The 12,335-nt window shown below is 51.1% G+C and carries 14 protein-coding genes; 4 read left to right on the plus strand and 10 right to left on the minus strand.

Going from position 1 to position 12,335, the window contains the following annotated elements:
* Positions 1-9 precede the first annotated feature (9 nt).
* On the minus strand, positions 10-609 hold the full coding sequence (mog, locus tag BLP53_RS02775; RefSeq protein ID WP_091469527.1) for a molybdopterin adenylyltransferase: 600 nt from the start codon (positions 607-609) through the stop codon (positions 10-12).
* Positions 610-708: 99 nt separating this feature from the next.
* Here mog and BLP53_RS02780 point away from each other — a divergent pair, with 99 nt between their 5' ends.
* A complete protein-coding gene (locus BLP53_RS02780; RefSeq protein WP_245652593.1) occupies positions 709-1,422 on the plus strand; it encodes a PDZ domain-containing protein in 714 nt (237 codons plus the stop codon).
* Between the two features lie 61 nt (positions 1,423-1,483).
* Entirely contained in the window at positions 1,484-3,484 is a 2,001-nt protein-coding gene (locus BLP53_RS02785; RefSeq protein WP_091469531.1) for a site-specific recombinase, read from the plus strand.
* A gap of 58 nt (positions 3,485-3,542) precedes the next feature.
* On the opposite strand, the gene BLP53_RS02790 is transcribed toward BLP53_RS02785, so the two are convergent.
* Positions 3,543-3,875, minus strand: a complete 333-nt coding sequence (locus BLP53_RS02790) for a sulfurtransferase TusA family protein (RefSeq protein WP_245652595.1) — start codon at positions 3,873-3,875, stop codon at positions 3,543-3,545.
* Positions 3,865-4,395 carry a ribosome biogenesis factor YjgA gene (yjgA, locus tag BLP53_RS02795; RefSeq protein ID WP_091470427.1) on the minus strand — a complete coding sequence of 177 codons (531 nt, stop codon included), beginning with the start codon at positions 4,393-4,395 and terminating at the stop codon, positions 3,865-3,867. Before yjgA ends, BLP53_RS02790 begins: the two co-directional genes overlap by 11 nt.
* A 74-nt stretch (positions 4,396-4,469) precedes the next feature.
* Between yjgA and pmbA the strand changes: the two genes are divergently transcribed.
* Positions 4,470-5,792: a metalloprotease PmbA gene (gene pmbA, locus BLP53_RS02800; protein WP_091469535.1), complete on the plus strand. Its 1,323-nt coding sequence runs from the start codon at positions 4,470-4,472 to the stop codon at positions 5,790-5,792.
* Between the two features lie 69 nt (positions 5,793-5,861).
* Here pmbA and BLP53_RS02805 read toward each other — a convergent pair whose 3' ends face one another.
* The 6 genes from BLP53_RS02805 to panC all read right to left on the minus strand — a co-directional run bounded on the left by BLP53_RS02805 (position 5,862) and on the right by panC (position 10,815).
* Positions 5,862-6,968, minus strand: coding sequence for an MlaA family lipoprotein (locus BLP53_RS02805; RefSeq protein WP_091469537.1), 1,107 nt, complete (start codon positions 6,966-6,968; stop codon positions 5,862-5,864).
* 205 nt (positions 6,969-7,173) lie between these two features.
* The gene (locus BLP53_RS02810) at positions 7,174-8,604 is read right to left on the minus strand and encodes a cryptochrome/photolyase family protein (protein WP_091469540.1); all 1,431 of its coding nucleotides are present in this window, start codon (positions 8,602-8,604) and stop codon (positions 7,174-7,176) included.
* 2 nt (positions 8,605-8,606) lie between these two features.
* Entirely contained in the window at positions 8,607-9,074 is a 468-nt protein-coding gene (gene rlmH, locus BLP53_RS02815) for a 23S rRNA (pseudouridine(1915)-N(3))-methyltransferase RlmH (protein ID WP_091469544.1), read from the minus strand.
* Between the two features lie 15 nt (positions 9,075-9,089).
* Positions 9,090-9,461 carry a ribosome silencing factor gene (gene rsfS / locus BLP53_RS02820; protein ID WP_091469548.1) on the minus strand — a complete coding sequence of 124 codons (372 nt, stop codon included), beginning with the start codon at positions 9,459-9,461 and terminating at the stop codon, positions 9,090-9,092.
* Between the two features lie 17 nt (positions 9,462-9,478).
* Positions 9,479-9,859 (minus strand): aspartate 1-decarboxylase, encoded by a 381-nt coding sequence (gene panD, locus BLP53_RS02825; protein ID WP_091469552.1) that lies wholly within the window; start codon positions 9,857-9,859, stop codon positions 9,479-9,481.
* Positions 9,860-9,960: 101 nt separating this feature from the next.
* Positions 9,961-10,815 carry a pantoate--beta-alanine ligase gene (gene panC / locus BLP53_RS02830; RefSeq protein ID WP_091469555.1) on the minus strand — a complete coding sequence of 285 codons (855 nt, stop codon included), beginning with the start codon at positions 10,813-10,815 and terminating at the stop codon, positions 9,961-9,963.
* A 147-nt stretch (positions 10,816-10,962) separates the two neighbouring features.
* On the opposite strand from panC, the gene mscL reads away from it, so the two are divergent.
* Positions 10,963-11,373 (plus strand): large conductance mechanosensitive channel protein MscL, encoded by a 411-nt coding sequence (gene mscL / locus BLP53_RS02835; RefSeq protein WP_091469558.1) that lies wholly within the window; start codon positions 10,963-10,965, stop codon positions 11,371-11,373.
* 61 nt (positions 11,374-11,434) lie between these two features.
* Here mscL and BLP53_RS02840 read toward each other — a convergent pair whose 3' ends face one another.
* The gene (locus BLP53_RS02840) at positions 11,435-12,295 is read right to left on the minus strand and encodes a CorC family transporter (protein ID WP_091470429.1); all 861 of its coding nucleotides are present in this window, start codon (positions 12,293-12,295) and stop codon (positions 11,435-11,437) included.
* Positions 12,296-12,335 lie beyond the last annotated feature (40 nt).

Raw genomic sequence — 12,335 nt, forward strand, 5'->3', positions numbered from 1 at the left:
AATCTTGACTCAAGGACGTTTGGCAGACTTGGGCCGGAACGCCTTGACCACCTGCTCGTCTGTTTCCATATAAGGCATAGGCTGATTTACCGTTGCCAGCAAATCCAGGCAATACGGCACTGCCGCAAAAATGCCTGGCACGATCACATTCCCTTCCTCATCCCTCAACCCTTCCAGGGTTTCCTGGATGGATTTGGGCTGTCCAGGCAAGTTGATAATCAGGCATTGCTTACGGACCACGGCAACCTGGCGGGACAAAATCGCAGTGGGCACAAAGCGCAGGCTGATTTGCCGCATTTGCTCACCGAACCCGGGCATTTCACGGTCGGCAACCGCCAGCGTGGCCTCGGGCGTCACATCCCGGAGCGCCGGGCCAGTACCGCCAGTGGTCAATACCAGATGACAGGCTTCGTCATCCACCAATTGCCTCAAGGTCTGCACAATGGTTGCCTGCTCATCGGCAATCAACCGCGTAACCAGTTCAAAAGGGGAAGTCAGGGTGCTCTCAAGCCAGGAAGACAACGCAGGAATACCCTTGTCCTCATAAATACCTTGTGAAGCGCGATCGCTGATAGAAACCAGCCCGATGCGCGTGAGTTGTGCTTGCATAACTTTAGGTCTGTACTAATTTGATTTGTGTTAATCTGGTCTGCGTGAGTGTACTGGTACATCATAACATTACCACCCGCCATTATTATGGAGAATGCGATGAAAGCCTTATGCAATTTCATGCGTCAGATTACGCCACCACTTGGCCTGAGCCTGTTTCTGCTGGCCAGCTCACCGGTCACGCAAGCGGAAGATAACCCATATGCCACACACTATCAAGCGCAGAGCCCAAGTCAATTGCATTCGTTGCAAGCGCATCCTGAACCCCAGCTCTTTTCCGGCAAGCGCCCGGATACCGACAATATCCAGATGCTGGAAGATGGTTATGACCTGATGGGGTTCAGCGGATTCGAGGCTGGCGACATCCCGCCGACACAGGCCGTTGCCCACGGACGGGCGATTCAGGCAGACACCATTCTGGTGTATGTCAAGAAAACAGAGGAGGACGGCCAGTCGCCGCCGGAAAAAAGCAGCCATACGAACGGATCGACCTATCGCTATTATGCGACGTTCTGGGCCAAGCTGCCTCCGCCGGTATTAGGCGTTCATGTGATTAAACTGGTGCCTCGCGACACGGCGCAAAAAGATAGCCCATCAGCACCAAGTGCCGGTGTACGGGTCATTGCGGTCATTCATGGTTCGGTTGCCGAAAAAAACGGCATATTACGCGGCGACCAGCTACTGGCCATTAAGCAGGAAAAAGTGGAAGATGCGGCAACCTTGTCCAGCCTGGTCAGCAAATTCAAGGGGCAGACCGTCACCCTGCAACTGGAGCGTGCGGGGGAACCATTATCCCTGCAATTCTCTCTTTAATGTTCAGCCTTGATGTTATGCTTTGCTGACAACACAAAAAATAGAACAGAAAGTGCTTTATATGTTCCAATCCACGTTCGAGCACCAGGCAGCCCAGGAGGCTGCTGGTCAAATCAACGATATCCAGTTCTTACGTGCGTTATTAGATGACATCCGCCCACACAACGCCTCGGATATCGATAATGCCAGCAAGGCCATACAGGCCCTGTGTTTTTTACTCCAGCAGCATCCGCAATTTGCATTTTTGTTGCGCAACAGCCTGCTGCGTTTGCTGACCGAAAAGAATGTAATTTCACTCTATTCAGACCATGGTATCCAGTCTGATCTCGGTTTTTTCACGGAGATATACCGGCGTATTTCCCACACCCTGCTGCCAGATGTACCGGACCCGCGCTACCTGAAAGATGTGTTTGGCCAGATATTCCACCAAAACAGCGATGCCAACTGGGTAACGGCAGTCCCCAATACTGTCTGGCGTGATTTCATTCACACGCTGGCGATGGCACAGGGCGACCCTGCACAACAGGCCCATTGCATTCAGGCCCTCAAAGATGCGCTGCAAGTGCTCTCTTTTCGCTTATCCGCCTCGGGCCTGGATCCTGAGTTGATTTTGCAGCACGAGGACCTGGAAAATAATGATTCACCGTTTATTACGCAGAATATTGAGATCCAGTCCTTCCTCACGCTGACGGAAACGACAGCGGATGATATCCAGCATATTTACGATGTGCTGAGGCGCTGCGAGCACCTTACCCATGAAATCCGCAAAGCTAACGCCAAGACGGGGACCAGCATTGCACTGACCGCGTTGATGCAGCGGATGCTGCAGCAAATTCACCGCATGCAACTGGTGGTCGATATTCTGCATGGGCTGTTGCTTGAGCACGATGTCAGCGATGCCATTACGCGCCTGTTCAAGCAACTGGTCTACGCCGAATGCAAGAAAAACAACTTATCCGAATACTGGCGCCATAACACGGAATTACTGGCATTACGCGTGACAGAAAATGCCAGCCATACCGGTGAACACTACATTGCACAACACCGGCAGGAATACTTTAAACTGATGCGTTCGGCCATGGGTGCCGGCATCATTATCGCCCTGATGGCCATGTTCAAGATCATTGTGGCCGGCTATCATTTACCACCCCTGACCGAGGCCATTTTGTTCAGCCTTAACTATGGGTTGGGATTTGTGCTGATCCATTTATTGCATTTTACTGTCGCCACCAAGCAGCCAGCCATGACCGCTGCCACGATAGCCGCCACCATTGATGATGGCGGGCATGACAGCAAAAACATCCAGAACCTGGTCAATATTGTGGCGCAGACCATCAGCAGCCAGACCATTGCTATCCTGGGTAACGTGATTGTGGTGATTCCAGTTGCCATCCTGATCGACTGGCTGGCCGTGCAATACAGTGGCCACCATTTTATTACCGAAGCCAAGGCGCACATGCTGCTCGATACCAACAACCCGCTTATCAGCCTGAGTGTGCTGTATGCTGCCATCGCCGGTGTCTGCCTGTTCCTGGCCGGGCTCATTGCCGGTTACCACGACAACCTTGCTGCCTATAACCGTATCCCCGAGCGTATTGCCAACCTGCCGCGCCTGCAGCGCTGGCTGGGTAAAGAGCGCCTGCTGAGGATATCAGAATACATCCGTCACAACCTCGGGGCCCTGGCCGGCAATTTCTATTTCGGCTGCCTGCTGGGGTTTGCTTCCGGCCTGGGAATAATGCTGGGGTTGCCGCTGGATATCCGCCATGTCACGTTTGTCGCCGCTTTTTCAGGCTACGCATTCTCGGCGCTGGATTTTCAGTTGAGTTACTACCTGGTCGGCACTGCGGTACTGGGCATTGTACTCGTGGCGACAGTCAACCTACTGACCAGTTTTGGCCTGGCCATTTACGTTGCCATGAAATCCAGGCAGGTCCGCTACCGGCACTGGAAAGCATTTGTGCTGGAGTTGCTGACTTCTCTCTATCGCCATCCGGGAAAATTCCTGTTGCCCCCAAAGAAATCAGAGCTCCTGTTGCCGCCGCAGAAACCAGATGCCTGACCTTTGATTGCGGTGGCGGATAGCCATCGCAATCATATTAATCACTCAAATAACAGAACTACTGCCCAGCAAGCACGGCGTCCTTCTTAATCAGGAAGTGGAGTATGCCGTCTTCCTTTTTAAAGAAAAGTAGTGTTGCGGGATGATTGTTAATCAGGTTGCGGATATTTTGTTCACTACCAACAGAAGTCGTCCTCACCATCGCCGTTTGCCCGGGCAACAGCCCATCAATCACCTCTTTGGTTTTTAACATTGGGACGGGACTATCCAAGCCGGTCAAGTCAAATTCCATATCAATCCCTTGCTGCATGTTTTCCTCCTGATGGCAGGGCTTTCTTAAAGCCTCTTTGAAATTGCTGTTTTTATTTTCCAACAAATGGCTATTCGGCATCCTCATCCGATCCAACGCCAGCGGTCTGCTCCATTACTTCACGGATCATTTTAAATAGTTCACGGCTGCTTTTCGGCGGTTTATTTGCTGCTGCCTCTTTTTGCGCATTGCGGATTAAAGTGCGCATCTGCTGTACGTCCGTGCGTGGGAATTCTGCAATAAATAATTCGAGCACCCTGGCATCTTCCAGCAACCGGGTACGCCAGCGTTCCATGTGATGAAAACGGGCATTTTCTTCCTGATGCTTGCCTTCCCATTTTTGTAATTGCTCGACAATCGGCGCCAGGTCAATATCACGCATCAGTCGACCGATATACTGCATCTGGCGACGGATGGCTCCGTTGGAAGTAATCCGCTTGGCTTCTGCAATTGCATCCAGCAAGGCTTCTTCCAGTGGTAATTTCTTCAGTTTGTCTTTAGGCAGATCCACCAGTTGACGACCAATTTCCTGCGCGGCATCCGCCTCTGCTTTCAATCTGGTTTTACTGGGAGGGGAATCATCAAACTGTTCTGCTGTCATGGTAAAAGCAATCTTTGCCAAATCAGGTATGATAACAGTTTTAACCGCCATTCGAAGAAACAAGCGCCACTAGCATGCATCTGGAACAACTCAAACAAATCGCACAAGATATCATTCAACTAGCCAGCCAGGCTGGCGCCAGCAGTGCGGAAACCGAAGTCAGCTTTGGCACGGGCCAGAATGTATCAGTGCGCCAGGGTGAAACTGAAAACATAGAATACAACCGTGACAAAGGCTGTTCAGTCACGGTGTATTTTGGCCAGAGAAAAGGCTATGCCAGCACATCTGATTTAAGTTTACAGGCACTGAAAGATACGGTTGAGGCTGCCTGTAATATTGCCAAATACACTGCGCAAGACCCTTTCTGCGGCCTGGCAGATGCGGAACGCATGGCGACGGAATTCCCCGATTTATCCCTGCATCATCCCTGGCATATAGAGGTCGATGCAGCCCTGGAGTTAGCCAAGCGGTGCGAAGCCGCAGCATTATCAACGGATGCACGCATCAGCAATAGTGAAGGCGCCAGCATTTACAGCCAGAGCGGTGCGTTTGCCTATGCCAACAGTCACGGCTTTATTGGCGGTTACCCCAGCTCACGCCATAGCATTAGTTGCTCGGTGATTGCAGAAGCCGGTAACCAGATGCAGCGCGATTACTGGTACAGCAGCGCACGGGATGCGCAGGACCTCGCTTCACCGGAACAGGTTGGCCATATCGCTGGCTCACGCACGGCAAAACGCCTGGGCGCCCGCCCGATCAAAACCGGGCAGTATCCAGTCTTGTTTGAAGCACCCTTGGCCAGCGGTTTAATCGGTACACTGATAAGTGCCATTTCGGGCGGCAACCTTTACCGGAAATCCTCCTTCTTGCTGGATAGCCTGGGGCAGGTTGTTGCCAGCCCGGTACTGCATATAGAGGAAGATCCCTTTGTATTGAAAGGCGCCGCGAGCAGCGCTTTTGACAGCGAAGGTGTGGCTTGCCAATCCCGCACGCTGGTAGAAAATGGCGTGCTGCAAGGTTATTTGCTGGGTAGTTATTCTGCGCGCAAACTAGGCATGCAATCGACCGGCAATGCTGGTGGCGCGCACAACATCCTGGTTCGCTCTAGCGGCCAGTCACTGGAACAGCTACTGCAAACGCTGGATACCGGTTTACTGATCACAGAGTTACTGGGGCATGGCATGAATATGGTGACGGGCGACTACTCCAGGGGCGCTGCGGGCTACTGGGTGGAAAAAGGCGTGATTGTGCATCCAGTGGAAGAAATCACCATTGCCAGCAATATGAAAGACATGCTCAAAGGCATTACCGCCATTGGCAACGACAGGATTCCCCACAGTTCCAGGCTGACCGGCTCCATCCTGGTAGACCGCATGACAGTCGCCTCAGCTGGCTGAACAAGCGGGAATATCTACATGAAAAAAGGCTTTGCAATTGCAAAGCCTTTTTTCATTCCAGCGACAATATTACTGTGGAATTGCCGGGAGTTCCTGTGTCAGCAAGCGATCATCTACGCCTGCAACTACGTCCGCAGGAACAGCATCGCTCTCCAGCACCACTGGCATTTCTGCCGGTTGCTGTTCAACCTGCGACTGCTCAAGTGATTGCTCAAGCAATGGTGGCAACTCTTCCTGCGGGGCCAGTGTTGTGTTTTCTGTGACATCGGCAGTGAGTTCTGGCGCAGCTTGTTGTTCAATCGTTGTTGCAGAAACATCTTCTGCAACAGGTTGTTGAATTTCTTCTGCCACAATGGCCTCGGCCGGCTCTTCAATCAGCGCAGCCGACTGCAGGGTGGTGGCTTCAATTGCAGAAGAGGCTGGCTCTGGCGACATGGAATCCGTGGCTGGCTCTTCATCTTCCGGTTCGAAATCATCCTGCAGCAGTTCGGCTGGTACCAGCCCGTCCTGTATCAGGCTGGCGCGACGTTGCAAATAAGCATCACGCATAAAAGCGTAAGGGTCGATGGAAGCGTCATCCACAAGATCCTTCGCATCCAGCAACTGAGTGCGCCTATCCAGCAACTGCACCAAACGCACCTGATTGTGCGCGCGAATCTGGCCGGTATTATGCAGGTACGTCACCGGGTCAGACGTGACGGTATCGAATGCCAGGCCGGTCACATCTCGCACCGTGCTTGGTCCCAGGATAGGCAATACCAGGTATGCACCAGAGCCCACGCCCCAATACCCCAGTGTCTGGCCGAAATCTTCGTTATGTTTTGCAATATTGTCTTTGCCAGCCACATCAATAAAACCGGCAATACCAAATGTGCTATTAATCACGAAACGTCCTGCATCGGTAAATGCCTGGGCAAATTTCAATTGCAACAAATCATTGACAATCGTGGTGAGCGTGCCCAGATTGCTGAAAAAGTTACTGATGCCAGTACGCACGGGCTCAGGCGCAACAGCCTTGTAGGCTTTGGCGACCGGCTTCATGGCATATTTGTCTGCCACATCATTAAACTTGTATATTCCCCGGTTGATGCCTTCCAATGGGTCCCTATTGGTAGTTGCACACCCTGAAAGACCGCACAGTACAGCAATCAATACAACAGCTTTTAGTTTTTTCATATTCGTCTTATGTTTAGATGCTAAATCAAGCGCACTTAATTAGGTGCCCCGTCAAACAGTCAAAACCGTATCCTCTGCCAACTCTTCACAATCAGTAATTACGACGCACAGCCCTAAAAACTGAAGCGCCACAGCCAATAAAATCAGCTACATCGACAATCAACCAATCATAAAGTAAAACGACCTCATTCTACATCAAATGTCATCATTGCTTCACATTATTTTTGTATAGCACCAACGCCTGTTCCCGCTGTATCGCATGCTCCACCAGCGGTACAGGATAAGCCAGCGCTGGCGAAGCCACAACCGAATTCCGCTTGCTTGCAACCGCCCACGGCGCATGGATCCTTTTCGCATCCAGTGCAGCCAGCTCCGGAACATATTTGCGAATAAACTTGCCTTGCGGATCAAATTTCTCAGACTGGGATTGCGGATTGAATATCCTGAAATAAGGTTGCGCATCACAGCCGGTAGAAGCGGCCCACTGCCAGCCACCATTGTTGGCCGCAAAGTCGAAATCAAGCAGTTTTTCAGCGAAATATTGCTCACCCCAACGCCAGTCTATCAATAAATCCTTGGTCAGGAAGCTGGCAACCACCATGCGCAAGCGGTTATGCATGTAACCGGTTTGATTCAGCTGGCGCATGGCTGCATCGACGATGGGAAATCCGGTGCGACCCTCACACCAGGCTTCAAACCAGCCGGTATCATTGGAAAAAGGCAAGGCATTATATTCCAGCCGGTATGCCTGTCTTTCCAGTTGCAAATCTGGCCGGTGGTAGCAGACCTGGAAATAAAAATCACGCCAGATTAATTCACTGAGCCAGGTAGCTGCACCTGCATTGCCAGCCAGTGCAAGTTGCCAGGCCGCATGTGCCAGCTGGCGGATGGAAATGGTGCCAAAGCGCAAATGTACCGACAGGTACGAAACGCCCTTGACCGCCGGGTAATTGCGCGCTTCCTGGTAATCATCAATACGGTCAAGAAAATCAGTCAATAACTTCTGTGCCCCGGCCATTCCGGTAGGGAGTCTTAATGCATGCAGATTTGTACGATAAAACCCTAGCATCTCCAATTCCAGCATGGGCTCGGGATTAATTTTAGCAAGCGCCCGGAGATACTTTTTTACAGGGTAAGCTTCAAGATAAAACGCATTCAACTTGGCCAGGTGTGCGTTTTTATAGGGTGTAAATACACTATATGGCTTGCCCGTTTGCGTGACGATCTCATCCTGTTCAAAAATCACCTGGTCTTTAAACAACTGCAAGGTTTTACCCATAGCAACCAATGCGTTACCAACAGCCTCATCCCTTGCAATGGCAACCGGCTCATAATCCTTATTGACATACACGGCGGTCACATTCAGCTTTTGCGCCAGTGCAGGAATTTCCTGCTGTGCCTGCCCGTGAAGCACCATCAAATCACCACCCTGGGATTGCAGGGACTGTTTGAGCTCACGTACACTTTCCCAGATAAACTCGATCCGGCGATCCTGTTTATCTTTTAGCCCATCTAGAATATCGGTATCAAAAACGAAGGCGACATAGACTTGCGTGTGCCGTTTCAAGGCATGATAAAGCGCAGCATGGTCATCATCGCGCAGATCGCGACGTAGCCAGACCAGGGCATCAGACATGGTTATTCCCGGTGATAAGGATGGCCGCTTAGAACCGTATGCGCCCGGTAAAGCTGCTCGGCCAGCATGACACGCACCATGCCATGCGGCATGGTCAGTTTGGACAGGCTGAACAGCCATTGTGCCTGTATTTTCAGTTGTGGATGCAAGCCATCCGCGCCACCAATCACTAACGACACATCTCTGCCCATTTCCTGCCAGCCTTTCATTTTCTCGGCCAATTGCAAAGTCGTCACGGTTTGCCCACGTTCATCCAGCGCGACCAGGTAATCCTTGCCAGCCACTTCCAGAATGCGTTTGGCTTCCGCTTCTTGCACCACTTCGCTGTTTTTACCGGCTGCGCGCTTATCCGGTTTGATTTCAATAATGCGGGTTTCCAACTCGCGCGGCATGCGCTTTAAATATTCTGCGCAGGCAGACTCCACCCAGTCAGGCATTTTGTGCCCGACTGAGATGACATTCAACTTCATGAAATTCTGAAAGGATTAAGCAGCAGAAGCAGCAGCGCGGCGCGATTGGGATTCGCTCCACAACTGCTCAAGGTTGTAATAGGCACGGGTGGCAGGCACCATGACATGGACGACGATTTCGCCCAGGTCCACCAGCACCCACTCACCGTCTTTTTCGCCTTCTATACCACGCGTATCAGCCCCTTTTTCCTTGAGCTTCTCGCGTACATTGTCGGCAATGGCCTTGCACTGGCGGGTAGAGTTACCGCTGGCGACAATCATGTAGCTGGTGACGGAGGTCATCTGGTGTACATCCATCACCGTAATATCAAACGCTTTAATATCTTCCAGCGCGTCTACGACGGCCAGTTTCATGTCTTCCAGTGACAATTTATCGATAGGTTCCATGGGCAGATTCAATTGATTCAGGCAGCTTGTACCGGAATATGGGTTTTCTGTTCGACGATACGGTTTTGCGCATCGACATATACCAGTTGAGGATGATAGTGAGCCAGTTCAGCTTCACTGTACTGTGAATAACTGGCAATAATCACCAGGTCGTCAGGATCCGCCCTGTGTGCTGCGGCACCATTGACAGAAATCACGCCTGAGCCACGCTCGGCACAAATGGCGTAGGTCGTGAAACGCTGACCATTGTTGACGTTGTAAATCTGAATTTGCTCATATTCATGAATATTGGCAGCTTCCAGCAAGGCTTTATCGATCGCACAGCTACCTTCATAATGCAGCTCGCTATGTGTTACACGCACCCGATGCAGCTTTGATTTCAACATGGTTCTATGCATTGCGTCCCTTCATCCAGATTTCCGCCAGTGCGGAAAAGCTTGTAATTATAAAGTTATCAATAGCTTAGCGCAAAATAAATTTCATACCATCTGCCCCATGCCTACAGGCTGACCTCGCAATTATCAATCAATCGCGTACTGCCGAGCCTGGCGGCTGCCAGCACCACGAGTTGCTTTTGACTGGCAGATGGCGCTTGCAAACTCTCCTGTGTTCGGATTTCAACGTAATCTACCAGCCAGCCCTTTTGTGCCAGCGCCGTGCTCGCTTCCGCACATACAGCCTGGTAATCCCGCCGGCCATTGTTTAGTGCATGGCAGACTTGCTGTAACTGGGCATATAACTGGGCTGCCTGCGTTTTCTGGGCTGCCGTCAAATAGCCGTTACGTGAACTCATGGCCAGGCCGGAGGTTTCACGCATGGTTTCTGCACCAATGATTTCAATATCGAAATTAAGCTGCCGCGCCAAAGACTGAATAACCATCAGCTGCTGGTAATCTTTTTTGCCAAATACTGCCAGTTGCGGTTTCACCATATGAAACAACTTGGTCACCACGGTGGCCACCCCGGCAAAATGCCCCGGGCGGCTGGCACCACATAAGTCATTCGCCAGGGACGGTGGCTGCACAATCACCTGCTGCTGCAAGTCCTGCCCGTCAAAATCCGGGTACATCTCCTCGACTGCAGGCGCAAACACCACATCTGCCCCTACTGCCTGTAACTGCTCACAGTCGGCCTGCAAGGTGCGTGGATACTTGCCAAAGTCCTCATTGACCCCAAATTGCAACGGATTCACAAAAATGCTCACCACCACAATATCTACCCGGCTTCTGGCGACGCTGACCAAGTGGCAATGCCCCGCATGCAAATTGCCCATGGTGGGTACAAACCCGATCCGTTTCTGTGCCTGATGATCGAGGAAGTTGCGCAATTCGCGCAAAGTGTGAAACAACTGCATGTATGCGTCTCTTGATTTTGAGAATGGCAATATAACATAGCCCTGTTGCCAAACAGCGGGCAGCGGGTAATTGACAAGCAGGCAAATCAGCGCCTATAGTCGTTCATGCAATCTTGCTATTAATAACAATCAATGGAGTGAGAAGTTATGAGTGTCATGTCTGAATTTAAGCAATTCGCGCTCAAAGGCAACGTCATGGATCTGGCAGTAGGTGTGATCATCGGCGGCGCATTTGGCAAAATCGTGGATTCCCTGGTCAATGACGTCATTATGCCCATCGTAGGCAAAGTATTTGGCGGATTTGATTTCAGCAATATGTATATCCCGCTGAATGGTCAATCGCCTGACCTGGCACTGGTAGAAGCCAAAAAACTCGGTGCCGTGCTCGCCTACGGCAACTTTGTGACCATCGTCCTCAACTTCATTATCCTGGCATTTATTATTTTCCAGATGGTCAAATTCATGAACAGCCTGAAATCTGCTGAACCACCACCGCCAGAAGTAGCCCCGGAAGATATTGTATTGCTGCGCGAAATTCGTGATAGCCTGAAAAAATAACCCAGGATTCAAGCAATAAAAAAGGGCGCGCCTGCGCCCTTTTTTGCATATCGGCTAAACACTAAACCGATTCGATCGGATAAGCCTCTTCCGGTAACTTCTCCACCATTAACACGTGTACGCGCCGGCTGTCCGCATGCACCACGGTCACACTCAGGTTATCGATACGGATATGTTCACCGCGCTTGGGCAAATGACCGAAGTGGTTCACCACCAGCCCACCAAACGTTGAAAACTCCTCATCGCTGAATTCAGTGCCGATTGCTTCATTAAACTCGGCGATTTCCGTCAAGGCCTTGACGCGGTATTTACGCGCGTCCTGCTGAATAATATTGCTGCCGTCCTCATCCTCGTCATATTCATCTTCGATATCGCCAACAATCTGCTCAAGCACGTCTTCAATGGTCACCATGCCGGCCACACCGCCATACTCATCCACCACAATGGCGATGTGGTTACGATTGCTACGGAACTCCTTCAGCAATACATTCAGGCGTTTGGATTCAGGCACAAATACCGCCGGACGCAGCATGTCGCGCAGTTCAAACGACTGATTGGCGTAATAGCGCAATAAATCCTTGGCCAGCAAAATACCGATAACGTCGTTTTTATTATCTTCAATGACCGGGAAGCGGGAGTGGGCGGTTTCAATGACAAACGGCAGGAGGTTTTCGGGTGGTTGTGCAATGTCAATCACATCCATTTGCGAACGCGGGATCATGACATCCCTGACCTGCATTTCACTGACTTGCAGGACACCCTCAATCATGGCGAGCGAGTCACCATCCATCAGGTGGTTTTCATAAGCCCCATGCAGCAATTCAACCAGTTGCTCGCGATCTTCCGGCTCGCGCAGAAGAAAATGACTTAATCGTTCTAGTAAAGAGGGTTTATGTGACAACTTTTCCGGCTCAGAAGCCATACGTACTGCTGAAAACAGCATCCTGTGTAACTAAATTGGT

The sequence above is a fragment of the Methylophilus rhizosphaerae genome, assembly GCF_900100975.1.
GTDB lineage: Bacteria > Pseudomonadota > Gammaproteobacteria > Burkholderiales > Methylophilaceae > Methylophilus > Methylophilus rhizosphaerae.

What these genes read in the sequence shown, in the direction of transcription:
- mog (WP_091469527.1), bottom strand. Translation starts at nt 609, where the DNA reads ATGCAAGCACAACTCACGCGCATCGGGCTGGTTTCTATCAGCGATCGC.
- BLP53_RS02780 (WP_245652593.1), top strand. Translation starts at nt 709, where the DNA reads ATGAAAGCCTTATGCAATTTCATGCGTCAGATTACGCCACCACTTGGC.
- BLP53_RS02785 (WP_091469531.1), top strand. Translation starts at nt 1,484, where the DNA reads ATGTTCCAATCCACGTTCGAGCACCAGGCAGCCCAGGAGGCTGCTGGT.
- BLP53_RS02790 (WP_245652595.1), bottom strand. Translation starts at nt 3,875, where the DNA reads ATGCCGAATAGCCATTTGTTGGAAAATAAAAACAGCAATTTCAAAGAG.
- yjgA (WP_091470427.1), bottom strand. Translation starts at nt 4,395, where the DNA reads ATGACAGCAGAACAGTTTGATGATTCCCCTCCCAGTAAAACCAGATTG.
- pmbA (WP_091469535.1), top strand. Translation starts at nt 4,470, where the DNA reads ATGCATCTGGAACAACTCAAACAAATCGCACAAGATATCATTCAACTA.
- BLP53_RS02805 (WP_091469537.1), bottom strand. Translation starts at nt 6,968, where the DNA reads ATGAAAAAACTAAAAGCTGTTGTATTGATTGCTGTACTGTGCGGTCTT.
- BLP53_RS02810 (WP_091469540.1), bottom strand. Translation starts at nt 8,604, where the DNA reads ATGTCTGATGCCCTGGTCTGGCTACGTCGCGATCTGCGCGATGATGAC.
- rlmH (WP_091469544.1), bottom strand. Translation starts at nt 9,074, where the DNA reads ATGAAGTTGAATGTCATCTCAGTCGGGCACAAAATGCCTGACTGGGTG.
- rsfS (WP_091469548.1), bottom strand. Translation starts at nt 9,461, where the DNA reads ATGGAACCTATCGATAAATTGTCACTGGAAGACATGAAACTGGCCGTC.
- panD (WP_091469552.1), bottom strand. Translation starts at nt 9,859, where the DNA reads ATGCATAGAACCATGTTGAAATCAAAGCTGCATCGGGTGCGTGTAACA.
- panC (WP_091469555.1), bottom strand. Translation starts at nt 10,815, where the DNA reads ATGCAGTTGTTTCACACTTTGCGCGAATTGCGCAACTTCCTCGATCAT.
- mscL (WP_091469558.1), top strand. Translation starts at nt 10,963, where the DNA reads ATGAGTGTCATGTCTGAATTTAAGCAATTCGCGCTCAAAGGCAACGTC.
- BLP53_RS02840 (WP_091470429.1), bottom strand. Translation starts at nt 12,295, where the DNA reads ATGGCTTCTGAGCCGGAAAAGTTGTCACATAAACCCTCTTTACTAGAA.